This window comes from Blastococcus carthaginiensis, from assembly GCF_030731085.1.
Lineage (GTDB): Bacteria > Actinomycetota > Actinomycetes > Mycobacteriales > Geodermatophilaceae > Blastococcus > Blastococcus carthaginiensis.
In genome coordinates this window covers 26,129-50,918 of sequence record NZ_JASNFN010000003.1, presented here as the reverse complement: position 1 = coordinate 50,918, position 24,790 = coordinate 26,129, and the positions used below count along the sequence as shown (strand labels likewise).

The 24,790-nt window shown below is 73.5% G+C and carries 25 protein-coding genes; 17 read left to right on the top strand and 8 right to left on the bottom strand.

The annotated features are described in order from the left end of the window. Window position 1: 1 nt before the first annotated feature. Both QOZ88_RS04760 and QOZ88_RS04755 read left to right on the top strand, forming a co-directional pair. Window positions 2–1,288, top strand: coding sequence for a cytosine permease (locus tag QOZ88_RS04760; RefSeq protein ID WP_305998646.1), 1,287 nt, complete (start codon window positions 2–4; stop codon window positions 1,286–1,288). Between the two features lie 392 nt (window positions 1,289–1,680). Then, window positions 1,681–2,202 carry a hypothetical protein gene (locus QOZ88_RS04755; protein WP_305998645.1) on the top strand — a complete coding sequence of 174 codons (522 nt, stop codon included), beginning with the start codon at window positions 1,681–1,683 and terminating at the stop codon, window positions 2,200–2,202. A 294-nt stretch (window positions 2,203–2,496) separates the two neighbouring features. On the opposite strand, the gene QOZ88_RS04750 is transcribed toward QOZ88_RS04755, so the two are convergent. After that, window positions 2,497–4,098 carry a FadD3 family acyl-CoA ligase gene (locus tag QOZ88_RS04750; protein ID WP_305998644.1) on the bottom strand — a complete coding sequence of 534 codons (1,602 nt, stop codon included), beginning with the start codon at window positions 4,096–4,098 and terminating at the stop codon, window positions 2,497–2,499. 209 nt (window positions 4,099–4,307) lie between these two features. Here QOZ88_RS04750 and QOZ88_RS04745 point away from each other — a divergent pair, with 209 nt between their 5' ends. Genes QOZ88_RS04745 through QOZ88_RS04695 form a run of 11 tightly spaced genes read left to right on the top strand, consistent with a single transcriptional unit; the run spans window position 4,308 to window position 14,806 of the window. Continuing rightward, a complete protein-coding gene (locus QOZ88_RS04745) occupies window positions 4,308–5,174 on the top strand; it encodes a CoA transferase subunit A (RefSeq protein WP_305998643.1) in 867 nt (288 codons plus the stop codon). Next, a complete protein-coding gene (locus QOZ88_RS04740) occupies window positions 5,171–5,968 on the top strand; it encodes a CoA-transferase subunit beta (protein WP_305998642.1) in 798 nt (265 codons plus the stop codon). The genes QOZ88_RS04745 and QOZ88_RS04740 overlap by 4 nt, the downstream gene beginning before the upstream one ends. Beyond that, window positions 5,965–7,047, top strand: coding sequence for an NAD(P)H-dependent flavin oxidoreductase (locus QOZ88_RS04735; protein ID WP_305998641.1), 1,083 nt, complete (start codon window positions 5,965–5,967; stop codon window positions 7,045–7,047). The genes QOZ88_RS04740 and QOZ88_RS04735 overlap by 4 nt, the downstream gene beginning before the upstream one ends. Further along, window positions 7,040–7,837 (top strand): SDR family oxidoreductase, encoded by a 798-nt coding sequence (locus QOZ88_RS04730; RefSeq protein WP_305998640.1) that lies wholly within the window; start codon window positions 7,040–7,042, stop codon window positions 7,835–7,837. Before QOZ88_RS04735 ends, QOZ88_RS04730 begins: the two co-directional genes overlap by 8 nt. Then, a complete protein-coding gene (locus tag QOZ88_RS04725) occupies window positions 7,834–8,634 on the top strand; it encodes an enoyl-CoA hydratase family protein (RefSeq protein WP_305998639.1) in 801 nt (266 codons plus the stop codon). The genes QOZ88_RS04730 and QOZ88_RS04725 overlap by 4 nt, the downstream gene beginning before the upstream one ends. Next, entirely contained in the window at window positions 8,634–9,764 is a 1,131-nt protein-coding gene (locus QOZ88_RS04720; RefSeq protein ID WP_305998638.1) for an acyl-CoA dehydrogenase family protein, read from the top strand. Before QOZ88_RS04725 ends, QOZ88_RS04720 begins: the two co-directional genes overlap by 1 nt. A 4-nt stretch (window positions 9,765–9,768) precedes the next feature. After that, window positions 9,769–10,803, top strand: a complete 1,035-nt coding sequence (locus tag QOZ88_RS04715) for an acyl-CoA dehydrogenase family protein (protein WP_305998637.1) — start codon at window positions 9,769–9,771, stop codon at window positions 10,801–10,803. Further along, a complete protein-coding gene (locus QOZ88_RS04710; protein ID WP_305998636.1) occupies window positions 10,800–11,669 on the top strand; it encodes an enoyl-CoA hydratase in 870 nt (289 codons plus the stop codon). Before QOZ88_RS04715 ends, QOZ88_RS04710 begins: the two co-directional genes overlap by 4 nt. Next, window positions 11,666–12,529: an SDR family oxidoreductase gene (locus QOZ88_RS04705; protein WP_305998635.1), complete on the top strand. Its 864-nt coding sequence runs from the start codon at window positions 11,666–11,668 to the stop codon at window positions 12,527–12,529. Before QOZ88_RS04710 ends, QOZ88_RS04705 begins: the two co-directional genes overlap by 4 nt. Then, entirely contained in the window at window positions 12,526–13,707 is a 1,182-nt protein-coding gene (locus QOZ88_RS04700) for an acyl-CoA dehydrogenase family protein (protein ID WP_305998634.1), read from the top strand. The genes QOZ88_RS04705 and QOZ88_RS04700 overlap by 4 nt, the downstream gene beginning before the upstream one ends. A gap of 13 nt (window positions 13,708–13,720) precedes the next feature. After that, entirely contained in the window at window positions 13,721–14,806 is a 1,086-nt protein-coding gene (locus QOZ88_RS04695; protein WP_305998633.1) for an acyl-CoA dehydrogenase family protein, read from the top strand. 27 nt (window positions 14,807–14,833) lie between these two features. Here the strand turns inward: QOZ88_RS04695 and QOZ88_RS04690 are convergent, their stop codons facing one another. The 4 genes from QOZ88_RS04690 to QOZ88_RS04675 form a co-directional block, all read right to left on the bottom strand. After that, complete coding sequence (locus QOZ88_RS04690) at window positions 14,834–15,913, bottom strand: LLM class flavin-dependent oxidoreductase (protein ID WP_305998632.1); 1,080 nt, start codon at window positions 15,911–15,913, stop codon at window positions 14,834–14,836. Window positions 15,914–15,952: 39 nt separating this feature from the next. Continuing rightward, window positions 15,953–17,116: an acetyl-CoA C-acetyltransferase gene (locus tag QOZ88_RS04685; RefSeq protein WP_454970368.1), complete on the bottom strand. Its 1,164-nt coding sequence runs from the start codon at window positions 17,114–17,116 to the stop codon at window positions 15,953–15,955. Between the two features lie 42 nt (window positions 17,117–17,158). After that, the gene (locus QOZ88_RS04680) at window positions 17,159–17,557 is read right to left on the bottom strand and encodes a hypothetical protein (RefSeq protein WP_305998631.1); all 399 of its coding nucleotides are present in this window, start codon (window positions 17,555–17,557) and stop codon (window positions 17,159–17,161) included. A gap of 82 nt (window positions 17,558–17,639) precedes the next feature. Further along, a complete protein-coding gene (locus QOZ88_RS04675) occupies window positions 17,640–18,107 on the bottom strand; it encodes a VOC family protein (protein WP_305998630.1) in 468 nt (155 codons plus the stop codon). A gap of 177 nt (window positions 18,108–18,284) precedes the next feature. Between QOZ88_RS04675 and QOZ88_RS04670 the strand changes: the two genes are divergently transcribed. Beyond that, window positions 18,285–19,481 (top strand): acetyl-CoA C-acetyltransferase, encoded by a 1,197-nt coding sequence (locus QOZ88_RS04670; RefSeq protein ID WP_305998629.1) that lies wholly within the window; start codon window positions 18,285–18,287, stop codon window positions 19,479–19,481. A 201-nt stretch (window positions 19,482–19,682) separates the two neighbouring features. Then, entirely contained in the window at window positions 19,683–20,441 is a 759-nt protein-coding gene (locus QOZ88_RS04665; RefSeq protein WP_305998628.1) for an SDR family NAD(P)-dependent oxidoreductase, read from the top strand. A gap of 3 nt (window positions 20,442–20,444) precedes the next feature. On the opposite strand, the gene QOZ88_RS04660 is transcribed toward QOZ88_RS04665, so the two are convergent. The 3 genes from QOZ88_RS04660 to QOZ88_RS04650 are packed head-to-tail and all read right to left on the bottom strand — an operon-like array spanning window position 20,445 to window position 22,221. Then, window positions 20,445–20,849, bottom strand: coding sequence for a nuclear transport factor 2 family protein (locus tag QOZ88_RS04660; protein ID WP_305998627.1), 405 nt, complete (start codon window positions 20,847–20,849; stop codon window positions 20,445–20,447). Further along, entirely contained in the window at window positions 20,846–21,355 is a 510-nt protein-coding gene (locus tag QOZ88_RS04655; RefSeq protein ID WP_305998626.1) for a nuclear transport factor 2 family protein, read from the bottom strand. Before QOZ88_RS04655 ends, QOZ88_RS04660 begins: the two co-directional genes overlap by 4 nt. Beyond that, window positions 21,352–22,221: an LLM class F420-dependent oxidoreductase gene (locus QOZ88_RS04650; protein WP_305998625.1), complete on the bottom strand. Its 870-nt coding sequence runs from the start codon at window positions 22,219–22,221 to the stop codon at window positions 21,352–21,354. Before QOZ88_RS04650 ends, QOZ88_RS04655 begins: the two co-directional genes overlap by 4 nt. Window positions 22,222–22,420: 199 nt before the next feature. Here QOZ88_RS04650 and QOZ88_RS04645 point away from each other — a divergent pair, with 199 nt between their 5' ends. Both QOZ88_RS04645 and QOZ88_RS04640 read left to right on the top strand, forming a co-directional pair. Further along, a complete protein-coding gene (locus tag QOZ88_RS04645) occupies window positions 22,421–23,323 on the top strand; it encodes an IclR family transcriptional regulator (RefSeq protein ID WP_305998624.1) in 903 nt (300 codons plus the stop codon). 326 nt (window positions 23,324–23,649) lie between these two features. Next, window positions 23,650–24,786 carry a steroid 3-ketoacyl-CoA thiolase gene (locus QOZ88_RS04640; RefSeq protein ID WP_305998623.1) on the top strand — a complete coding sequence of 379 codons (1,137 nt, stop codon included), beginning with the start codon at window positions 23,650–23,652 and terminating at the stop codon, window positions 24,784–24,786. Window positions 24,787–24,790: the final 4 nt, after the last annotated feature.

Here is a 24,790-nt window from a genome sequence, read left to right as displayed (position 1 = left end):
GATGCCCGAGGAGAGCACTGAGAGCGTCGGCGAGCGGGGGGCGGTCGCCGCCGGAGCACCGGGCTACCGGATCGCCCTCATCCTGCTGGGCATCGTGATCACGCCGGTCGTGCTGTCCTCGCCGACGCTGGGCAGCGGGCTGACCCTGCCGCTCGCCGTCTCCGCGATCCTGGTCGGTTCGGCGATCCTGCTGGCGCTGGCCGTCACCACGGTGTCGATCGGTGAGCACGCCCGCCAGCCGACGTACGAGATCGTCCGCTTCTCCTTCGGCGCCCAGGGCGCCAAGGCCATCACCGTGCTGCTCGCGGTCAGCCTGTTCGGCTGGACCGCCGTCACCGCCAACGGCTTCGGCCTCGCTGCCCGCAGCTTCCTGCAGGAGGTCGCCGGCGTCGACGTGCCGCTGCCCGTGCTGGTGGTCCTGGGCACCGTCATCTTCGTCGCCTCGACCGCGTTCGGTTTCGAGGTGCTGGGCAGGGTCGCGCAGTTCGCCGTCCCGGTGATCGCTCTCATCCTGGGATTCATCGTCTTCCAGGCGCTGCGCTCCGGGCTGGCGATGCTGGATCCGGCCGACCCGCTGCGCTGGGGGGTCGCGGTCTCCGCGGTCGTGGGCACGGCCATCGTCCTGGTGGTCACCGCCGCGGACTTCGGCAGCTTCGCACGCAGCCGGCGGCAGGCGGTCCTCGGCGCCGTCCTGGCGTTCGGCGTCGCCTACCCACTCCTGTACATCGCCGGCGCGCTCCCCAGCGGGCTGACGGGGGAGAGCTCGCTCATCGACGCGACGGCCGTGATCGCCTCCGCTCTGCCCGCCATCGCGTTGCTGATCTTCGCTTCCATCACGGCCAATGCCGGGAACATGTTCCAGGGCACGCTTGCGGTGTCCACCCTGCTCACCTCGGTCCGGAAGTGGCGGATCACCGTGGCCATCGGGATCGGGGCGGCCGTCGTCGGCAGCCTCGACATCGCCGCCTGGTTGCCGACGTTCCTGCTGTTCCTCGGCATTGCCGCGCCGCCCGTGGCCGGCATCTACATCGCCGACTTCTTCCTGCACCGGCGGGCCGGCTACGACAGCGGTCTGCTGGCGACCCTGCCGGCGGTCAGACTCCTCACCTTCGGCGCCTGGCTCGTCGGGTCCGTCGTCGGCGGGCTCACCGCCTACGACGTCCTGACCCTTACCGGCATCCCATCCATCGACTCCATGCTCGTCAGCGCGCTGCTGTACGTGCTCGCCAGCAGGCTGACCCGCCGCGGCACCGCGGCACGGGCACACCCGACAGCGGCCGGCGCCTGACGACGGCCGGCGCCTGACGACGGCCACGGCTCCCGTCGTCGGGTCGTCCACACGGCAGGAGCCGTAGCCGTCGGAGGTCCTGGCGGTCCAGCTGGCGTGCCCGGTCGCGACGGGGGACGGAGCCGACCCGGTGCACGTCCACACGCTCGGCGACCGCCCGGAAACGGCTGACATGCCTGTGCCGCACCGCGCGAGCGGCTTTCGTCCGTCTCCGGTCCGCGATGACGCCGCCAGGTCGGTCCGCAGAACCGCGAGAGGACTCATCCCGCCGTGTGGAGCCACCAGGCATGCCCGGCGGGCGGCCGCCGGCGGCGATCCCAGGAGTAGGGAGCGTCCGGCGGGGAAGGTGGGAACGGCGCAGGGCAACCGCCCCGTGACGAGCGCTCCGCTCCGTGGAGTCGACCGGCTGCCCCGGCGGTCCGGAAGGGATGAAGATCATCGTGCGGGTCGAGAAGCGGATGAGCACGGCCGGGTCGATCGGCCGCGGGGTACTGGCCGGCATCGGGGGTACCGCCGTGATGACCGCCTTCCAGAAGGTCGTCGAGATGCCCCTGACCGGCCGCGCGGACAGCTATGCCCCGGCCGAGGCCGCCGAGAGCCTCCTCCCCACCCGAACCGCGAGCCCGCAATCGCGCAAGCGGCTGAACTACCTCGTCCACTTCGCTCTCGGCGGCATGTGGGGTGCTGCGTACGGGGTCGCGGCCTCCGCCGGGCTCCGTGGGCAGAAGGCGGTCCATGCCGTGTTCGTCACCGTCTACACCGGTGACGTCCTGCTCAACACAGCATCCGGGCTCTACCAGCCGAAGCAGTGGTCGGCTCAGGACTGGGCGATCGACATCGTCGACAAGTACGTCCAGGCGCAGGCGACCGGTGCCGTCTTCGACCGTTTCATCGATCCGACCAGGCCGTCCTGACCCCGAGGGCCCGACGCCCGACCCCGATCCACCGTCGCCTCGATCGGTGACGACCTGGTCTCGACGACTGGACGGATACGGAGGTCTGCCGCTGGTGGGTCGGGTTTACGAGGGCGCTGCTGCGCTGCCGGTGGGGTGACCACGGAGACAGCGCCCGTGATGAGGTCCAGCGCTACCTGGATGTCCATGTAGCTGAACGCCATCTCGGCGCGGGTGGCCTGAGCGCGCGGGCGGCGCTCGCCGGGGCCGCCGGGAGACGCGGCACACCGGCTCCGACGGCTGGGGCGGTCTGGCCTACTGCGCCGTGCCGCGGAGGTGGAGCTTCGAGATCTTGCCCGCCGCGTTGCGGGGCAGGTCGTCGGTGATGACCACCGACCGCGGCACCTTGTAGTTGGCCATGTTCGCCCGGCACCAGGTGATCAGCTCCTCGGCGGTGAGCTGCATGCCCCGCCGCGGGATCACGTAGGCCCGGCCGACTTCGCCCAGCCGCGGGTCGGGGATGCCGATGACCGCGGCCTGGGACACCGCCGGGTGCTGGGTCAGCAGCCGCTCGATCTCCGCCGGGTAGGCGTTGAAGCCGCCGACGATGAACATGTCCTTGAGCCGGTCGGTGATGTGCAGCAGCCCGGCCTCGTCGAGGTAGCCGACGTCGCCGGTGCGCAGCCACCCGTCTTCGTCGATCGCCGCCGCGGTCGCCTCGAAGTCGTCGAGGTAGCCGAGCATGACGTTCGGCCCGCGGGTGCAGATCTCCCCGGCCACGCCGGCCGGGCAGAGCGCCCCGGACGGGTCGCGGATCTCCACCTCGACCCCGGGCAGCGGCCGGCCGCTGGTCTGCTCGATCACCTCGTCGGGATCGTCGAGCGAGCACATCGTCACCGTGCCGCTGGACTCGGTGAGCCCGTACGCGGTGAGCACCTGCCGGAACCCCAGGTCCGAGCGCATCCGGCGGACCAGCTCTCCGGGGACGACGGAGGCGCCGGTGACCGCGAGCCGCAGTGAGCTCGTGTCGGTGCCGGTCCGGGCAGGGGAGTCCATGAGCATCGCGTAGATCGTCGGCGGGCCCGGGAGCCAGGTGATCCGCTCCCGCTCGACCAGCGCCAGCATCTGCGCCGGGTCGGCGATCGCCAGCGGGCACAGGGTGGCGCCGGCGATCAGGCAGGTCAGGATGCCCGCGGCGTAGCCGAAGCTGTGGAAGAACGGGTTGGCCGCGATCGTCCGGTCGTCCGGGCCGACGCCGAGCCCGCGGGCGTAGAGCCCGAACACGTGCAGCAGCTGCCCCTGGGTGAGCATCGCGCCCTTGGGTCGTCCGGTCGTGCCCGAGGTGAAGATGATCGCGTCGACCGCCTCGGGGGTCACCGCGTCGGCGGCGGCGTCGGCCGCGGCTCGCTGCGCGTCGTCGACGGCCGAGGTCAGCTCGGTCCAGCCCACTGCGCCCGGTGACGGAGCGTCGCCCAGCTCCACCAGCAGCCGCAGCGCCGGCAGGCCCGGCACCGGGGTGCTGCCGTCGGCACCGAGCATGGCCGCGTAGTCCAGGCCGAGGAAGCCGGACTCGGTGAGCAGGGCGACCGCGCCGGTGCGCTCCAGCAGGTCGCGCGCCTCCTCGCCCTTGTACCGGGTGTTCACCGGGACGACGGCGACGCCGACGTACTGCAGCGCGAGCGCCGCGGCGACCCACCGCTCGGAGTTCGGCGCCCAGACCGCCACCCGGTCACCAGGACGCACCCCCCGGGACAGCAGCGAGGCGGCGACCGTGCGCACCTGCTCGAGGAGGTCGGCATAGGTCCAGCGCACGTCGCCGCAGACCACCGCCGCCGCGTCGCCCTGCACGGCCGCCGTCCGCCGGAGGAGTGCGGGAACGGTGTTCCCGGTGATCGGCAGGCTGACCGGCGGGCCCATGGACTCCTCCTGAGGGGCGGGGGAACCCAACGTAGGGAGCGCGCGGCGGAGCCCCGGCGGTGGTCCCACTCAGTGGGCCGGACCGGCTCGGCCCGGCCGCCGGGCGCTGATGATGCCTGCGTCGACCGCTCACCGGTCGGACCGCCCAGCCGGCGTCGCCGGCTTCCTACGGTCCCGCCGACAGAGTTCATGCCCGTGGGAGGAGATCGGTGACCGACAAGCGGATGACCGAGGACGAGGTGGTGGCCGAGCTGCGCTCGGGCATGACCATCGGGATCGGCGGATGGGGGTCGCGGCGCAAGCCGATGTCGCTGGTGCGCGCGCTCTGCCGTTCGGACCTGCAGGACCTGACCGTCGTCTCCTACGGTGGCCCGGACGTGGGCCTGCTCCTGGCCGCCGGCAAGGTGAAGCACCTGGTCTACGGCTTCGTCTCGCTGGACTCGATCCCGCTGGAGCCGCACTTCCGCGCGGCCCGCGAGGCCGGCGCGGTCACCGTCAGCGAGTGGGACGAAGGCATGCTCCAGTGGGGCCTGTACGCCGCGGTGTCCCGGCTGTCGTTCCTCCCGTTGCGCAGCGGCCTGGGCTCCGACGTCCCGGCGGTCAACCCCGACCTCAAGACGGTCACCTCGCCGTACGCCGACGGCACCGAGTACCTGGCCGTCCCGGCGCTGAACCTGGACGCGGCGCTGGTGCACCTCAACCGTGCCGACGCGTCGGGCAACGGCCAGTACCTGGGGCCGGACGCCTACTTCGACGACCTGTTCTGCGGTGCTGCCGAGCGGGCCTACGTGTCCTGCGAGCGGATCGTGCCGACGGCGGAGCTGACCGCAGCCGCGCCGGTCCAGTCGCTGCTGGTGCGCCGGTCGGACGTGCGCGGCGTCGTCGAGGCCCCGATGGGGGCCCATTTCACCACCTGCGAACCGGACTACGGCCGCGACGAGGCGTTCCAGCGCGAGTACGCGCAGGCCGCCGCGAACGACGAGTCGTGGGCCGCGTTCGCCGACCGCTACCTCTCCGGTGACGAGACGGCCTACCAGGCCGCCGTCGCCGACCGCACTCTGGAGGCTGCTCGATGAGCGTGCAGGAGGGCGTACGTCCCGAGGTGGACGCCGCGACCGTGAGCCGTGCCGAGATCTGCATCGCGGCCTGCGCCGACGCCTGGCGCGGGGACGGCGAGATCCTGGCCAGCCCGATGCTCACGGTGCCGACCATCGCCGCCCGCACCGCCCGGGCCACCTTCGAACCGGACCTGCTGCTGTCCGATGGCGAATCGAAGCTCTACACCGGCACCTGGGCCATCGGGGAGACGCCGCCGGCGGACCACATCGAGGGCTACGTCCCGTTCCGCCGGATCTTCGACATCCTCTGGTCGGGCAAGCGGCACGTGATGATGAGCCCGAGCCAGATCGACCGGTTCGGCAACGCCAACATCTCCGCCCTGGGCGACTTCGCCAAGCCCACCCGGCAGCTGCTCGGTGTCCGGGGCGCCCCCGGCAACACCGTGAACCACCCGACCAGCTACTGGGTGCCCCGGCACTCGGCCCGCGTCTTCGTCGAGCGGGTCGACATGGTGGCCGGTGTCGGCTACGACCGCGCCGCGGCGGTCGGCGGCGACGTCGCCCGCGACCTGGACATCCGCCGGGTCGTCACCAACCTCGCCGTCCTCGACTTCGGCGGTCCCGACCACACCGCCCGCCTGGTCTCGGTGCACCCGGGCGTGACGGTCGACGAGGTCGTCGGAGCCACCGGCTTCGCCCTCGACGTCCCCGCCGAGGTGCCCGAGAGCCGGCTGCCCACGGCCGAGGAGCTGCGGATCATCCGCGAGGTCGTCGACCCGCGCGGCCTCCGGGAGAAGGAGGTGCGGGCGTGACCCACCCTCGCCTGCGCACCCGGTTCACCGAGCTGACCGGCGTCCGCTACCCGATCGTCCAGACCGGCATGGGCTGGGTCTCCGGACCCGAGCTCACCGCCGCCACCGCCGCCGCCGGCGGCCTGGGCATCATCGCCAGCGCCACCCTCTCGGCCGACGACATGCTCGCCGCGATCCGCACCGTCAAGGAGCGCACCGACGCACCGTTCGGCGTGAACATCCGCGGTGACGCCCCCGACGCGATGGACCGTGCGCGGACGCTGATCCGCGAAGGCGTGCGGGTCGCCTCGTTCGCCCTCGCCCCCAAGGCCGACGTCATCGGCGTGCTCAAGGACGCCGGCGTCGTCGTCATCCCCTCGATCGGTGCCCGCCGGCACGCCGAGAAGGTGCAGGCCATGGGCGCCGACGCGGTGCTCGTGCAGGGCGGCGAGGGCGGCGGGCACACCGGCCAGGTCGCCACCTCGCTGCTGCTGCCGCAGGTGGTGGACGCCGTCGACATCCCCGTGATCGCCGCCGGTGGGTTCTTCGACGGCCGCGGCCTGGTCGCCGCGCTCGCCTACGGCGCCGAGGGCATCGCGATGGGCACCCGCTTCCTGCTCACCTCGGACTCCACCGTGCCGGCACAGGTCAAGCAGGCCTACCTGGACTCCGGCGTCGACGGCACCGTGGTCACCGATGCCATCGACGGCGTGCCGCAGCGCGTCCTCCGCACCCCGATGGTCGAGCAGCTCACCGCCGGCCGGCGGCTCTCCCGGCTGCCCGCGTCGGTGCGCAGCGCCGTCGCGCTCAAGCGCGAGACCGGCGGCTCGTGGCCGGCCATCGTCCGCGAGGGCCTGGCCATGCGGAGGAACCGCGAGCTCTCCTGGGACCAGGTCCTCATGGCCGCGAACACCCCGATGATGATCCGCACCGGCATGGTCGAGGGCCGCGTCGACGTCGGCAGCCTGGCCAGCGGCCAGGTCGCCGGCCTGATCGACGACCTGCCCAGCTGCGCGGAGCTCATCGACCGCATCGTCGGCCAGGCCGCCGAGGTGCTCACCGGCCTGACCGTCCCCGCCCCGGAGGCAGCCGGTGTCTGAGTCCCGCGTGCCCGCTCCCGTCCCCACCCCGCCGGCCGGTCACGGCCTGCTGGCCGGGAAGTCCGTCCTGATCACCGCCGCCGCCGGCACCGGCATCGGCTCGGCCACCGCGCGCCGGTGCCTGGAGGAGGGCGCCCGCGTCGCGATCAGCGACCGGCACGAGCGCCGGCTGGCCGAGACCGCCGAGTTGCTGGGCAAGGAGTTCGACACCGACGTCGTCGCGATCCCGTGCGACGTCACCGACCAGGCGCAGGTGACCGCGCTGGTCGAAGGCGCGATCGAGCGCCTCGGCGCCGTCGACGTGCTGGTCAACAACGCCGGCCTCGGTGGCACGGCGAGCATCCTGGAGATGACCGACGAGCAGTGGGCGTCGGTTCTCGACGTCACGCTCACCGGCACCTTCCGGATGACCCGCGAGGTGCTGCGGCACATGGTCGGGCGCGGCTCGGGCGCGATCGTCAACAACGCGTCGGTCATCGGCTGGCGCGCCCAGCAGGGCCAGGCCCACTACGCCGCGGCCAAGGCCGGCGTCATGGCGCTCACCCGCTGCACCGCCATGGACGTCGCCCGGCAGGGCGTAAGGGTCAACGCGGTCTCGCCGAGCATCGCGATGCACCCGTTCCTGGCCAAGGTCACCAGCGACGAGCTGCTCGACCGGCTCAGCGACTCCGAGGCGTTCGGCCGCGCGGCCGAGCCGTGGGAGGTCGCCAACGTCATCGTCTTCCTGGCCAGCGACTACTCGACGTACATGACCGGCGAGGTCGTGTCGGTCAGCAGCCAGCACCCGTGAGCGAGCTCGCGAGCTCACGCATCGAGCACAGCAGAGAGGCACCGATGGACACCGGGATCCGGTTCGAGCGGGCCGACGCGAACGGCATCGCCGAAGTCGTCATGGACGCGCCGCCGGTCAACGCGCTCACCGTCGCCGGCTGGTACGCCATCGCCGATGCGCTGACCGAGGCCGGCCGCGATCCGGCGACCCGCGCCGTCGTGCTGCGCGCCGAGGGCCGCGGCTTCAACGCCGGGGTGGACATCAAGGAGGTCCAGGCCAGCCCCGACCACTCGGCGATCATCGGCGCCAACCGCGGCTGCTACGCCGCCTTCGCCGCCGTCTACGACTGCCCGGTGCCGGTGGTCGCCGCCGTCCACGGCTTCTGCCTGGGCGGCGGCATCGGCCTGGTCGGCAACGCCGACGTCATCGTCGCCAGCGACGACGCCACCTTCGGCCTGCCCGAGGTCGACCGCGGCGCGCTCGGCGCGGCCACGCACCTGTCCCGGCTGGTGCCCCAGCACCTCATGCGGGCGATGTTCTACACCTCGGCCACCGCGACCGCCGCCCAGCTGCACGCCTTCGGCTCGGTGTGGGCCGTCGTGCCGCGCGAGGAGCTGCGGGACAAGGCTCTCGAGGTGGCCGGGCAGATCGCGGCCAAGAACCCCACGGTCATCCGCGCCGCCAAGGAGGCGCTCAACGGCATCGACCTGTGGGACGTCAAGCGCAGCTACCGCTACGAGCAGGGCTTCACCTTCGAGCTCAACCTCTCGGGGACTGCGTCGCAGGTGCGCGAGGGCTTCGGGGGTGACCGCTGATGGACCTCACCTGGTCCCCGGCCGAGGAGGCGTTCCGCGCCGAGGCCCGCGCCTGGCTCGAGGCCAACGTCCCCACCGGGCTGCCCTCGGGCGACACCCGCGAGGGTTTCGCCGCCCACCTGGAGTGGGAGAGGAAGCTCTTCGCCGACCGCTGGGCCGTCGTCTCCTGGCCCGAGCGCTACGGCGGGCGCGACGCCTCGCTCTGGGAGTGGCTGATCTTCGAGGAGGAGTACTACCGGGCCGGGGCACCGCAGCGGGTCACCCAGAACGGGATCTTCCTGCTCGCCCCCACCGTGTTCGAGTTCGGCACCCCCGAGCAGCAGGACGAGATCCTGCCCAGGATGGCCGCGGCCGAGCAGCTGTGGGGTCAGGGCTGGTCCGAGCCCGGCGCCGGCAGCGACCTCGCCGCGATCAGCAGCCGGGCGGACAAGGTCGACGGCGGCTGGCGGATCAACGGGCAGAAGACCTGGACCACCCGCGGCGCCTTCTGCACGCACCTGTTCGGGTTGTTCCGCACCGACCCCGAGGCCTCCCGGCACGCCGGGCTCACCTACCTCCTCGTGCCGCTGGACACGCCCGGCGTGACCGTCCGTGGCTTCGGCCGGCTCGACGGTGACGAAGGCTTCGCCGAGGTGTTCTTCGACGACGTCATCGTCCCCGACTCCGCGGTCCTCGGTGGGGTCGGCCAGGGCTGGTCGGTCGCCATGGCGACCACCGGCTCCGAGCGCGGCCTCACGCTGCGGTCACCCGGCCGCTTCCTCGCCGCCGCCGAGCGGCTCCGGGCGCTGGCCGTCGAGCGGGCCGGCTCGCTGTCCGCCTCGGCGCGGGACGGCGTGGTCGACGCGCACCTGCGCGCCGAGGCCTACCAGCTGTTCACCCTGGCCCAGGTGACCGATCTGGTCGAGGGACGCAAGGCCGGCGCGGAGTCCAGCCTCAACAAGCTGTACTGGTCCGAGCTCGACATCGCCCTGCACGAGACAGCGTTGCAGCTCCTCGGGCCCGAGGCCGAGCTCGACGGCCCGTGGAGCCGCGGGCACATGTTCTCCCTCTCGGGCCCGATCTACGCCGGGACCAACGAGATCCAGCGTTCCATCGTCGCCGAGCGCCTGCTCGGGCTGCCCCGGAAGTGACCCGATGAGATTCGCTCCCACCCCTGACCAGCTCGAGCTCGCCGGCGCTGTCCGCGAGCTGCTCACCGACGCCTGCCCGCCGGAGGTGGTGCGCGCCGCCTGGAGCCCGGAAGGGGACAAGGGCCGGACGGCGCTCTGGCGGCAGCTCGCGGACCTCGGCCTGCTCGGCGCCATGGTGCCCGAGGACGACGGTGGGCTCGGGCTGACCGAGGTCGACCTCGTACCGCTGTTCGTGGAGATCGGCCGCGCCGCGGTGCCGCTGCCCGTCGCCGAGACCGTCGCCGTCCTCGCACCCGTGCTGGCCGGGGTCGGGTCGGCCGACCTGGCCGGGCTCGTGGCCGGTGACCTCGTGGGTACCGCGGAGCTGGCCGGCTCCGGCATCCTGCCGTGGGCCGGCTGCAGCGACCGGGCGCTGGTGCGTTCGGGCGCGGAGCTGCGGCTCGCCGACCTCACCGGCGTGGACCTGGAGGAGGTGGCCACCGTCGACGGCAGCCGGGCAGCTGCCCGCACCCCGTCCGTCGCCGGCACCTCGTTGACCGCGGATCCCGCGGAGACCGAGCGGGCCTGGCTCCGCGGTGCACTCGCCGCCGCCGCGCAGCTGGTCGGCCTCGCCCACCGCCAGCTCGACCTCGCCGTGGCCCACACCCGCGAGCGCAAGCAGTTCGGCGTCCCGGTCGGCAGCCAGCAGGCGGTCAAGCACCTGCTCGCGAACGTCCTGCTGGACCTGCGCTTCTGCGTGCCGGTGGTCCAGCGGGCCGCCGTCTCGCTGGCCGCGGGCGCCCCCGAGGCGCGGGCGCACATCGCCGCGGCCAAGGCCATGACCTCGGACATGGCCGGGCGCGCCGCCCGCAGCACCATCCAGGCGCACGGCGCCATCGGCTACACGGTCGAGTACGACCTGCACCTGTACGTCAAGCGCTCCTGGGCGCTGGCCGCGTCCTGGGGGAGCGTCGCGCACCACCGCGCCGTCGTCGCCGACTCGCTCGGCCTGCCGCCCGCCGTCGACCCGTCCGCACTGCCCTGGGAGGCCGCACGATGACCGAACCGCAGCCGCCGGTCCTGTACGAGGTGGTCGACTCGACCGCCTACGTGACGCTCAACCGGCCCGAGTACCGCAACGCGCAGAACTCGGCGATGACCTACGCGCTCGACCGGGCGTTCTACGACGCCGCGGCCGACGACGAGGTCAAGGTCGTGGTGCTCCGCGCGGCCGGCAAGCACTTCAGCGCAGGCCACGACATCGGAACTCCCGGCCGGGACGTCGACACCTCGTTCGACCGCAGGGCCGGGCTGTGGTGGGACCACGTCGGCAAGAGCGGCGCGGAGCTGCGGTACGCCCGCGAGTCCGAGGTCTACCTGGGCATGTGCCGGCGCTGGCGGGAGCTGCCCAAGCCGGTGATCGCGCAGGTGCAGGGCGCCTGCATCGCCGGCGGGCTGATGCTCGCGTGGGTCTGCGACTTCATCGTCGCCTCCGACGACGCCTTCTTCGCCGACCCGGTGGTGCGCATGGGCATTCCCGGCGTCGAGTACTTCGCCCACCCCTGGGCCATGGGCACCCGCCAGGCCAAGGAGTTCCTCTACCTGGGCGAGCGGATCGACGCCGCCCGAGCCCGGGAGTGGGGGATGGTGAACCGGGTCGTGCCCCGGGACCGGCTCGACGCCGAGGTCGCCGACCTGGCCGGCCGGATCGCGACCATGCCGCGGCTCGGGCTCGCGCTCACCAAGAAGGCGATCAACCAGGCCGAGGACCTGATGGGCCAGCACGCCGGGATGGACTCCGTCTTCGGGCTGCACCACGTCGCCCACGCCCACAACGCCGAGGTCGGCGCGGACTCCCTCGGCGGGCACGACGCCCGCTCGATGCGCGACGCCCGCCGTGCGACCGAGACCGAGGAGAGCAAGTGAGCGCCCGCTCCGTCATCGTCACCGGCGCCGGCCAGGGCCTGGGCCGGGCGCACGCCCTGGCGCTCGGCGCCGCCGGCTTCGACGTCGTCGTCAACGACGTGGGCGCGGCCGCCGAGGTTGTTGCCCAGGAGGTCCGCGACGCCGGCGGCAGCGCGGTGGCGCACGCCTGCGACGTCGCCGACTGGGACGCCGCCGAGGGGCTGATCGGTGCTGCGGTCGACGCCTTCGGCCGGCTGGACGCGCTGGTGAACAACGCCGGCATCGTGCGCGACCGGATGCTGGTCGGGATGAGCGAGCGCGAGTGGGACGACGTGCTTCGCGTCGACCTCAAGGGCCATTTCTGCCCGCTCCGGCACGCCGCCGCGTACTGGCGCGAGCGGTCCAAGACCGGCGAGCAGGTCGAGGCGCGGATCGTGAACACCAGCTCCGGGGCCGGGCTCATGGGCAGCGTCGGGCAGGGCAACTACGCCGCCGCCAAGGCCGGCGTCGTCGCGATGACCCAGGTCGCCGCGGTGGAGCTCGCCCGCTACGGCATCACGGTGAACGCGCTCGCACCGGCGGCCCGGACGCCGATGACCGAAGCCGTCTTCGCCGAGACGATGGCCAAGCCGGAGAGCGGCTTCGACCCCATGGATCCGGCCAACGTCTCACCGCTGGTCGTCTGGCTGGCGGGGGAGGAGTCCGGCTTCGTCACCGGCCGGGTCTTCGAGGTGGAGGCCGACCGCGTCGGGCTCTGCGATGGCTGGCGCTTCGGTCCCCGCCGTGAGGCCGGACGGCAGTGGTCTCCCTCCGAACTGGGCCCGGTCGTCAAGGACCTGCTGGCCGAGGCCGAGCCGCCGACCCCCGTCTACGGCGCGTGAACGCGGCGTCCGACCTCCCGCCGGACGCCGCGTTCAGGGCAGAGGTCCGCGACTGGCTGGAGACCGAGCTCTCCGGGGACTTCCGGGAGCTGCGGGGGAGTGGAGGGCCGGGCCGGGAGCACGAGCACCTGGCTGAGCGGGCCGCCTGGGAGCGCCGGCTCGGCGCCGCGGGGTGGATCGGCATCGGCTGGCCCGACCCTCGCTACGGTCGGGCGCTGAGCTTGACCCAGCAAGTGATCTTCCACGAGGAGTACGCGCGGGCGGCGGCTCCCGGCCGGCTGGGGCACATCGGCGAGCAGCTGCTGGCGCCCACCGTGCTGGCGCACGGTACCGAGGAGCAGAAGACGCGATTCCTGCCCGGGATCGCCGCCGGTGAGGACTTCTGGTGCCAGGGCTACTCCGAGCCCGACGCGGGTTCGGACCTAGCCAACGTCGGCACCCGGGCAGTGCTCGACGACGACCGCTGGGTGGTGACCGGGCAGAAGATCTGGACGTCGCTGGCGCACGTCGCCGACTGGTGCTTCGTCATCGCCCGCACCGAGCCGGGATCGCAGCGACACGCCGGGCTGTCGTTCCTGCTCGTCCCGATGGACCAGCCGGACGTCACCGTGCGGCCCATCGTGCAGCTCACCGGGACGTCGGAGTTCAACGAGGTGTTCTTCGACGGTGCCGTGGCGGCGGCCGGCGACGTGGTGGGGGAGCCGGGCAACGGCTGGCGGGTGGCCATGAGCCTGCTCGGGTTCGAGCGCGGCGTCTCCACCCTCGGCCAGCAGATCGGCTTCGCCCGTGAGCTCGCCGCCATCACCGAGCGCGCCCGCTCGAACGGCGCCGCCGACGACCCGGTGCTGGCCGACCGGATCGTCTCGGCATGGGTGGACCTGCAGGTCATGCGGTACACCGCGCTGCGCACGCTGGACACCTCCGGTGGCGAGCCGCCGGCCTGGTCGGCGTCGGTGTCGAAGCTGCTGTGGGCCAACTGGCACCGGCGGCTGGGCGAGCTGGCCATGGCCGTCGAGGGTCCGGCCGCCGTCGTCACCGGCGGCCTGCCCTACGAGCTGACCGACGAGCAGCGGCTGTTCCTGTTCAGCCGGGCCGACACCATCTACGGCGGCTCGAACGAGGTGCAGCGCAACGTCCTCGCCGAGCGCACCCTCGGCCTGCCCCGCGATTGCGCCTGAGGAGGCCGACCCGATGGACCTCTCGCTCACCGAGGAACAACGCGACCTGCGCGACGCCGTCCGGTCGCTGCTGGCCAAGGCGTCCGGCTCCGAGGCCGTGCGCGCGGCCATGGCATCGCCGTCGGGCCGGGACGACGCTCTCTGGCGGCAGTTGACGGAGGACCTGGGCCTGACCGAGCTGTCGGTACCCGAGGCCTTCGGCGGCGCGGGCGCGACCTTCGCCGAGGTCGCCGTCGTGCTGGAGGAGGCCGGGGCCGCGCTGCTGCCGGGGCCCTATGCCTCCACCGTCGTCGTCGCCGAGGTGCTGACGCGGTTCGGCCGCACCGATCTGCTGCCTGCGTTGGGAGACGGCGCTGTGGGTGCGCTGGCGCAGCGCGAGCCCGGTGACCGGTCGTGGCCGCCGCGCGTCGGCTGCGTGGCGTCGAGAAATGCTTGCAGCTGGTTGCTCACCGGGGTCCAAGCTGCGGTGATCGACGGCGGGGCCGCCGATCTTCTCCTGGTGGCCGCGGTGGACGGTGGGGTGGAGGCGCTGTTCGCTGTCGCAGGGGACGCCGCCGGGTTGAGCCGGGCGGCCCTTCCGTTGATGGACCAGACGCGTCGGGCCGCGGACCTGCGGCTCGAGCGCGTGCCCGCTGAACGGGTGGGCGGTCCCGACGCCGTGGCGTTCGCGCGGGACGTGGCTGCGGTCGCCGCGGCCTGCGAGGCGGTGGGAACGGCACGTCGGGCGCTGGACTGCACCGTCGAGCACCTGCGCACCCGCGTCCAGTTCGGCCGGGTGCTCGGATCGTTCCAGGGGCTGCGGCACCGGACCGCGGACCTGTTCACCGCCGTCGAGGCGGCGGCATCGACCGCCCGCTACGCCGCGCAAGTGGTGGCGACTGCGTCGGAGCAGCTGCCCGTGGTGGCGCCGCTGGCGAAGCTGGTCTGCGCACAGGCGCTCACCTCCGTCGCCGGCGAGGCCATCCAGCTGCACGGCGGCATCGCGATCACCTGGGAGCACGACGCCCACCTGTGGTTCAAGCGCGCCGCGCACGTCGCGCACACCGGCGGGTCACCGGAACAGCTGCGCCGGCAGCTCGCCCCCGCCGCGGGACTCTAGCTCCGGAGGGCGGGCCGGAGCCGGCGGTCAGCCGGACGGAGGGGCCGGCGAGGCGGCTTGGGCGAGGGCGAGCCCGTCGGGAGCCGCCGGAACGGCGCGGACCACCTCCAGCATCGAGGCGAACCGGTCGTCGGCGGAGGTGTCGGCCGGGGTGGTGATGGACAGCTCGTCGCACAACCCGCCGTACCAGTCGCCGATCACCGCCGGGAACTCGTCGTAGGTACCGACGGGCACGATGCCGGCGAGGACGTCGTCGGGAAGGGCAGCCGGCAACGCGTCCCACTGCTGATCGCGGATGAGCTGGGTGAGCCGCTCGCCCAGATCCTCGTGCCCGAGCAGGGCGAGCGTGGGGCGGTAGGCGGGCGTGGAGTACAGGAAGGCCATCTCCCGCCGGGCCCCGGCGAGGGCCTCGCGCAGCGACCGCGCGTCCGGCGCGCTGATGGCCTTGGCGCCGACGACGAGCACCGGGCGCGACACCCGCTGCGCCGTGGCCACCCCCGCGGCCAGCCACGGCAGCACCGATCCGCGCAGGAAACGCGGGTGGGAGTTGGTCGGGTGCGTCACGAGGCCGTCGGCCTCGGCGCCGGCGAGCTCGCACATGAGCCGGTTCACCCCACCGGTGAAGATCTCCGGTTCCGGCACGTCCAGCGGGCCGGGGTTGAAGTAGGGCTGCAGCCGGTCGAAGCGGTAGTGGGTGCCCTCGTACCGCAGCGGGCCCCCGCGGGAGAACGTCGCGAAGATGGCCCGCAGAGCGCGCACGTAGTCGGTCAGCTGCGCGGCAGGGTTCGACCACGGCATCGAGAACCGGCCGACGATGTTGCCCCGCACCTGCGTGGCCAGCCCGAGCTGGAAGCGCCCGCCGGAGAATCGGGCGAGGTCCCAGGCGGCGTAGGCGACCACCATCGGGCTCCGGGGGAAGGCCAGAGTCATCCGGACCCGGACCCGGACCCGCGAGCTGTGCTCCAGGGCGAGCAGGGCCACCGACAGGGAGTCGTGCACCGTCTCGGGCACGTGCACCGTGTCGAAACCCAGCCGCTCCACCCGGCGCACCGCCGCGGGGACGTCGCTCAAGGCGGTGTCCGGCGGCAGGGTGGTGGCCAGCCGCACGTGTCAGCCTCCCCGTCGTCCCGACATCGCTGCGCCGGCTCAGCCCAGGCGTTCGACGATGGTCACGTTCGCCTGACCGCCGCCTTCGCACATCGTCTGCAAGCCGTAGCGGCCGCCGGTGCGCTCGAGCTCGTGCAGCAGGGTGGTCATCAGCCGGGCGCCCGTGGCGCCGAGCGGGTGGCCCAGCGCGATGCCGCCGCCGTTGACGTTCACCTTCGCCAGATCGGCGCCGGTCTCCTTCTGCCAGGCCAGCACGACGGAGGCGAACGCCTCGTTGATCTCGACCAGGTCGATGTCGTCGAGGGCGAGCCCGGCCTTGCCGAGCGCGTGCGCCGTCGCCGGGATGGGGGCGGTGAGCATCCAGACCGGGTCCGCGCCGCGCACGGAGAGGTGCACGACCCGGGCACGCGGGGTGAGCCCGTGCTCGCGGACGGCCTCCTCGCTGGCGACCAGCAGCGCCGCGGCGCCGTCGGAGATCTGGCTGGAGACCGCGGCGGTCACCCGGCCGCCCTCGCGCACCGGCGGCAGCGAGCGGATCTTGTCCCAGTTCGGCTCGCGCGGGCCCTCGTCCTGGGTCACGCCGGCGATCGGTGCGATCTCCCGGTCGAACCGGCCCTCCGCGCGCGCCCGCAAAGCGCGCACGTGGCTCTCGACGGAGAACTCCTCCATGTCGGCCCGGCTGATGCCCCACTTCTCGGCGATCATCTCCGCCGAGCGGATCTGGTCGATCGGCTGGTCGCCGTAGCGCGCGACCCAGCCTGCGGAACCGGAGAACGGGTCCGGGAAGCCGTACCCGTGGCCCGCGGTCATCGCGCTGCTGATCGGCAGCGCGCTCATGTTCTGCACGCCGCCGGCCACGACCAGGTCGGCGGTGCCCGACAGCACCGCCTGGGCGGCGAAGTGCACCGCCTGCTGCGAGGAGCCGCACTGGCGGTCGACGGTCACGCCCGGTACCTCCTCGGGCAGCCCGGCGGCCAGCCAGGCGGTGCGGGCGATGTCGCCGGCCTGCGAGCCGATGGTGTCCACGCAACCGAACACGACGTCGTCCACCGCCGAGGGGTCGACGTCGGCGCGGGTCACCAGTTCGCGCAGGACGTGGGCACCGAGGTCGGCGGAGTGGATGCCCGAGAGACCGCCACCACGGCGCCCCACCGGGGTGCGCACCGCCTCGACGAGGTAGGCGGTGCCGATCGTGCGAGCCATGGGAAACCCTCCTGCCGTGCCGGCCACCGGGACGCGGCCGCGCTACCGTCCGAGACCCCCAGGATCGCCCGTGGAGGACGCGGAGCGCGGGAGATGCCCGCTGGGTGGGACCGGGGCGCCAGCGACGCCGGCGAGGACCACCAGGGCCGGCGGGCCGGACGAGGCGCCGACGAGTGACCGCTCCTCGGTGACCAGGCGCTGGACTTCCGGCCACCCAGGACGGCGTCCCGTGTCCACCCGGTGGCCGGCCGTCTCCGCGTACACGCGCGCCGGCCAGTGGACGAGCTGCGTCAGGAGCACGAGCACGACCAGCCGGGAGGCGTCGACCGGCTCGTGAGCGCTCTGCGCGGCGATCAGCGCGCCGGCCAGCACGGTGCCCTGCACGGCACCGGCCGGGTTGGAGGCCGGCTCGACCGCGCGGTCCGCACGGGAGCGGGGCACCGTGCCTTCCTTGCGTCGGCTCGAGGTGCGGCCGGCATGGGACGTGTCGATCCCGCCGGGTGGCGGGACGGCTTCCTCGCCGTCAGCTGCCGGCCCCGGCCGCCGGCAGCGTCGCGACCAGTTCGAGGTTGATGCCGTCGGGATCCTGGACGGACAGGATGGCGATGCCGAGCTCCCCGAGCTCGCTCACCTGGCCGTGCCGGACCCCAGCGCTGCCGAGCCGGTCGGCGGCCTGGTGGAGGGCGTCGGGCGAGTCGACGGCCAGGCTGACGTGGTCCAGCCCGGTGCGCGTCGGGTCGAACCGGTCTCCCGGGGGCGCGGACGGGCGCAGCCCCAGGAGCTGGCTGCCCAGGGCGTAGGTGCAACCGCCGAAGAACCGATGCGGGTCCTGGCGCGCGGCCGGGTCGTGCGCCAGGTCGCTGAAGTCGATCGCCGGCCCGACGCCGAGCAGATGCGTGTAGAAGGCCTTCGAGCGGGCGATGTCGGTGACCGTCAACCGGACGTGGTGCAGGGCGGTCGGGTGCCAGGGAGCGGCGGGGAGGTCGGCCATCCACCCACTGTCACGCACCGCGCGGCTCGCCGCGTGCCGGGTGTGCCGGGTGCTCCTCCGGCAGTGCCGGTCACCGAGACCCGATCCGTCGGTCGGTCGGGGGCGGCCTAGTTTCGGGCCCGGACGAGTTGCTGGTGCCTCCGCCCGAATGGGTGGGACGACGAAGGAGAACTCCGCATGCCCGAAGCAGTGCTCGTCGCCGCGGCCCGGTCGCCGATCGGCCGCGCCTTCAAGGGGTCGCTGCGCGAACTGCGCGCCGACGACCTCGCCGCGACGATCGTGCAGGCCGCGCTGGACCAGGTGCCCGCGCTCGACCCGGCCCAGATCGACGACCTGGTCCTGGGCTGCGGCCAGCCGGCGGGGGAGCAGGGCTACGGCCTCGGCCGGATCACCGCGCTGCTGCTCGGGCAGGACGGCGTGCCGGGGACGACGGTGCAGCGCTACTGCGCCTCGTCGTTGCAGAGCACCCGCATGGCGGTGCACGCGATCCGCGCCGGTGAGGCGCAGGTCGTCGTCTCCGCCGGCGTGGAGATGGTCTCGAGGTACACGTTCGGCAAGTCGGACGGGATGCCCGGCACCCGCAACCCGCGGTTCTCCGACTCGGCGGAGCGGACCGGTGACTGGTCGGACCCCCGGCTGGCCGGCCTGCTGCCCGACCCCTACATCGCCATGGGGCAGACGGCGGAGAACGTTGCGCAGCTGCGCGGGGTGACCCGCCGGGCGCAGGACGAGTTCGCGCTGCTGAGCCAGAACCGGGCGGAGAAGGCGATCGCCGACGGGTTCTACGACCGCGAGATCACCCCGGTCACGCTGCCCGACGGCACGGTCGTCGGTGCCGACGACACCCCGCGCGCCGGCGTCACGCTGGAGGCGCTGTCCTCGCTGAAGCCGGTGTTCCGCGAGGACGGCACCGTCACCGCCGGCAACTGCTGCCCCCTCAACGACGGTGCCGCCGCCCTGGTGCTGATGAGCGACACCCGTGCGCGCCAGCTCGGCATCACCCCAGTGGCCCGCATCGTCTCCACCGGGGTCAGCGCGCTCTCGCCGGAGATCATGGGGCTGGGCCCGGTCGAGGCCTCCCGCCGCGCGCTGGCCCTGGCCGGCATGACCGCTGCCGACATCGACGTCTGCGAGATCAACGAGGCGTTCGCCGCGCAGGTCCTGCCCTCGATCGACGACCTCGGCCTGGACGTCGAGAAGGTGAACCCGCACGGTGGCGCCATCGCCGTCGGCCACCCGTTCGGCCAGACCGGCGCCCGGTTGACCGTCACCCTGCTCAACGGGCTGCGCTCGCGGGACGGGTCGATCGGCCTGGAGACGATGTGCGCCGCCGGTGGCCAGGGCATGGCGATGGTGCTCGAGCGGCTCAGTTGACCGCTGCGGTCCGGCGCGGTGGTCATCCCTCGCGCCGGACCGGCGTCACCGGCCCGAACAGCGGTCCGCCGCAGCATCGGCGGGACGCCCCCGCCGATCCCGATGAGCGGGATCGGCGCTCGGAGATGAGGCGCCCGGTCGCGAAGGATGGCCCGGCCGCCGGCCGGCGGACGACACGACGGGTGGAGCGAGAGGGCGGGTATGGGCATCCTCGACGGCAAGGTCGCCATGATCACCGGCGCGGGGCAGGGGGTCGGGCAGGGCATCGCGCTCGCGCTGGCTGCCGAGGGGTGCCACGTCGCCGTCCTCGGCAGGACGTCGTCCAAGCTGGAGACGACGGCGGACCTGCTGCGCGCCCGCGGGGTGAAGGCCGAGGCGATCCAGTGCGACGTCACCGAGACCGCCGCGATCCCCGACGCCGTCGCGCAGGTGGTCGACGTCTTCGGCGGCCTGGACATCCAGGTGAACAACGCCTACTTCGGTGCGTACGGCCCGCTGCTGTCGATGGACGACCGCAAGTTCCAGCGCGGGTTCGTCAGCGGCCCCTTCGCCGCGTTCGCCTTCATGAAGGCCGCACACCCGCACCTCAAGGAACGGCGGGGCAGCATCATCAACGTGGTCAGCTCGGTGACCGTGCGCTGGGACCTGTCGACCTTCGGTGCCTACGCCTCCGCCAAGTGGGCGCTGCGCTCGCTGACCCAGGCGGCCGCCGACGAGTGGGGATCCGACGGCATCCGGGTCAACGCGATCGCACCGCACGCGCTCTCCCCGGGACTGGCCTCCTGGGTGGAGGCCAATCCCGAGGAGGCGGCGGAGTTCCAGAAGACCATCCCCCTCGGCTACATCGGCGACTGCGAGGAGGACATCGGCCGCGCTGTCGCCGCGATCGTCAGCCCGGCCATGCGGTACCTGACCGGCGCCACCGTGCCGCTGGACGGCGGGCAGGCCAACTTCGACTGACCGTCAGCCGGGGCGCAGGACCCCGCGGTCACCACGCTCGATGCTGATGACGAAACGGCGACGGATCAGCCGCCAGCCTTCCGGCGTCCGCAGCCAGCGGTCGTGGTACTCGCCCATGCACTCGTAGAACGCGCGCGGGTCGTCGACGCCGACGTGGAACACCCGGCCGTAGGCCCGCGACCGGGCGGTGTCCCCGTCCACCGTCACCCGCACGTTGCCCAGCAGGTGCTGCGAGGGTCCGCAGCCGCCCAGGTGCTCCCGGACACGGGCGACGATCGCCGCCCGGCCGTCCGCCCCGTAGCCGTGCGCGTCCTCGGTGAACGCCGCCCCGAGCGCGGCCCAGTCCCGCTCGTCCAGCGCCGAGGCGACCGCGTGCAGCGTCGCCTCGATCGCGGCGTGCTCGCTCACGCCTCGTCGCCCGGGGAGCCGTCGCCGAAGATGCCTGCGCTCAGCAGGCGGGGCGCCTCCGCGCGGCCGTCGAGCACCCGGTTGGTGCGGTCGACCACCTGCCAGCCGTCGGCGCCGCGGTGCAGCCGCCAGCGGTTGGCGGTGGCCCGGCGGACCACGAACCGGCCGTCGTCGTGCACGACCATCAGCGAGTGGCAGACCGCGACCGCGTCGTCGCCGGTCACCGTGACGTGCGGCGGGCCGACCACGTGCGCGCAGCCCCCGGCGATCCAGCGCTGGTGGGCGGGGGAACGGACCATGGCGGCGATCTCCGCACGCCCGGTCATGAGCAGCTCGTCGACGTCGTAGACCCCGTCGGGATCCCACAGCGCGGCCACCCGGGCGTCGTCACCGCCGTCGACGAGCGGACCGTAGGCCGCGACCACCTGCGCCACCGCGCGCTCGTTCTCCAGCTGCTGCACCCGCTGCTCCAGGTGCGCCAGGCGCCCGGCGAGGTCGGCGCTCATCGGGCGGGCACCGCGTCGGCGGCGGCCAGCCGGGCCAGGGCCTCGAGCTGCTCGCAGTAGTGCTCGGCGGAGTCGGCGGCCAGTGCGACGTTGACCGTCGTGGCACCGGCCCGCCGGGGCCGGTCCAGCGCCTCGCGGGTGCGATCGGGGTCCCCCGCCGGGTCCAGCGGCCGCCCCGCGGAGAGGACGACCTCGAAGCCGGACGGGACATCGACGGAACCCAGCAGGTCGGCGAGCTCGTCGAAGGAGAGCCCGAAGGGCACCCACCCGTCGCCGGCGGTGACCGCCCGGCGCAGCGACTTGAGCGTCCGCCCGCCGATCCACAGCGGCACCCGCTCCTGCTGCGCGTGCGGCTCCACCACGAAACCGGAGAAGTCGTAGAACTCGCCCGCGTAGCTCGGCTCGCGTCGGGACAGCGCCGCGCGCAGCGCGGCGATCGCGTCGTCGGCCCGCGGGCCACGCCCTGCGAACGGGACGCCGAGGAGCGCGAACTCCTCCTCGAGGCTGCCGACGCCCAGGCCGAGGGTGAGCCGCCCCCCGCTGACCCGGTCCAGCGTCCCGTAGCGCTTGGCGATCTCGAGGGGGTGGTGGTAGCCGACCACCAGCACCTGGGTGGCGAAGCGGATCCGCCGGGTGCGGGCGGACAGGTGACCGAAGGTGGCGAGCGGGTCCCAGTACGTGGCGCCGCGTGCTTCTGCGACGTCGACCGGGACGGCGACGTGCTCGCTGCAGGTGAGGTGGGCGAAACCGAGCCGGTCGGCCGCCTCCGCGATCAGGCTGAGCTCCTCGATGCCCGCGTTCCGTTCCCACGGCGAGTGGGCCCCCGGTACGAGGGTCACCACCGGGCTGACGATCCCGATCCGCATGCGCGCTCCTCCCACGGGCAGGCGCCGGGCGGCCTGCGTCCGGCTCCATTGCTACCGCCGGCAGGGCGGCGCACGGCGCGCCCTCCCGGTGGCCGGGAAGGGAGGGAAGAACTCGCCGCGCAAGAGTTCCGCGTCACGCCCGTCACTGGTAGCTTCAGCGAAACGGAATTCATTCCAGTTCTGGAGGGTGGAGTCACCGATGACTGTCCTCGCCGCCGAGCCCGCCGCCGACTCCGCCGCTCCTGCCGCCGGGCGGCCGGAGCTCCCTCCGTCGATGGTGGAGCGGATGACGCTGATCCTGGATGCCTTCGATGGCCGTTCCACCCGACTCACGCTCGAGGACGTCGCCCGGAGCACGCACCTCCCGCGGTCGACGGCGCACCGGATCCTCGATCAGCTGGTCCGGCTGAGCTGGCTCGAGCACACCCCGTTCGGGTACCGGCTGGGCCAGCGGGCGCTGGGGTTGGGCGGCCGCGACGGTGGTTTCGAGGAGATCCGGGTCGCGGCCGCGCCGTTGCTGCACGAGTTGCAGATCAAGACCGGGATGGTGGTCCACCTGGCCGTGCTGGAAGGGGCCGAGGTCTACTACCTGGACAAGGTCGGCGGGCGCTTCGCCGGGACGGTCCCCTCCCGGGTCGGTGGTCGGGCTCCGGCTCACTCGACGGCGCTGGGCAAGTCGATGCTGGCCTGGATCGAGCCGGAGCAGGTCGACGTGCAGGTGGGCCGGGCGATCGGCCGGTTGACCAGCCGCACCATCGGCGATCTGAGCACGCTGCACCAGGAGCTCAACCGGATCCGCCAGCGTCGCGGGCTGGCGTTCGAGCGGGGGGAGTGCTTCCCCGAGATCTCCTGCGTGGCCGCCGCGATCCGGGGTCCTGAAGGGCCGCTGGCCAGCATCTCCCTGGTCGGTGACGCGCGGATGCCGTTGGAGAAGGTCGCCCCCCTGGTGGTCGATGCGGCTCGTCAGGTGTCGCTCGCGCTGCACCCCAACCTGCAAGCCGGCCGCCGTCCCCGTGCGGTCCGCGCCGTCGCCGGTACCACCTGGTCCCCGCAGGCCCTGGACCGGCTGCTGGTCGCCGGCGAGAACGGCGACTGGCTCTGAACCCCCGGCGGGTGGCCGCTCGGGGACGGCGGCCGGCCTCCGTCCGGGCGTCGGCCCCAGCGGTCGCCCCGGCCCCGGTCCGGCGCGGCGGCCTCCGGCTCGGGCTCCACGCCGGACCGGGTGACGTCGCCACGGACCTGGGTGGCCGGGCCGAGCTGGAACCGGCCGCTGGAGCAGCGCGCGAGGTCCACGCGGTGATCGCCGCCGCCGGGCGCTGATCCTCCTTGCCACCCGCCGACCCGATGGCTCGCTCAGCGGGATCGGCCCGTCGCCGGCCGCCGCGCCGCGGTTAGCGTCCGCCTCAGCCCGAGTCCCGGAGGATCTCCATGCCCACCCCCGTCATCGTCGACGCAGCACGGACGCCCTACGGAAGGCGCGGCGGCGTGCTGTCCGACCTGCACCCCGCCGAGCTGCTCGGGATCGCCCAGAAGGGCGTCCTCGACCGCGTCGGTCTCGATCCCGCGCTGATCGGCGAGGTCATCGGCGGGTGCGTCACCCAGGCCGGTGAACAGTCCGGTCACGTCGTCCGCACCGCCTGGTTGCACGCCGGCCTGCCGGAGACCACGGGTGCGACCACCATCGACGCCCAGTGCGGTTCCGCGCAGCAGTCGGTCCACCTGATCGCCGGCCAGATCGCGCTGGGCACCATCGACGCCGGCATCGCCTGCGGCGTGGAGGCGATGTCGCGTGTTCCGCTGCTGGCCAACATCGGGGTCGGTGACTACGGCCGCCCCAGGCCGGCCGACTGGGACGTCGACCTGCCGGCCCAGTTCGAGGCCGCCGACCGGATCGCCCGCCGCCGGAACCTGACCCGCGAGCAGCTCGACGCCTTCGGGCTGCAGTCGCAGCAGCGTGGTCGCCGCGCCTGGGAGGAGGGCCGGCTCGACCGCCAGATCATCCCGGTGACCCGGCCGGACAGCGAGGTCGTGACCCGCGACGAGGGCCTGCGGGAGACCAGCATGGCGGCGTTGGCGACGCTCGAGCCGATCCTCGAGGGCGGCTTGCACACCGCGGGCACCGCCTCGCAGATCTCCGACGGCGCCACCGCCGCGATCCTCATGGACGAGCAGCGCGCCCGGGAGCTCGGGCTGCGGCCGCGCGCCCGGATCATCGCCCAGTGCCTGATCGGCGCGGAGACGCGCTACTTGCTCGACGGCCCGGTGCAGGCCGCCGAGCGGCTCCTGGAGCGGACCGGCATGAAGATCGGCGACATCGACCTGTTCGAGGTCAACGAGGCGTTCGCGGCGGTTCCGATGTCCTTCGCCCAGGTGCACGGGGTCGATCCGGCCCTGCTCAACGTCAACGGCGGGGCGATCGCCCTCGGCCACCCGGTGGGCTCCACCGGCGTCCGGCTCATCGCCACGGTGCTCGACGAGCTCGAGCGCACCGACCGGGCGATCGGCATGGTCGCGGTGTGCGCGGGCGGCGCCATGGCCACCGGCGCCATCGTCGAGAGGATCTGAGCCC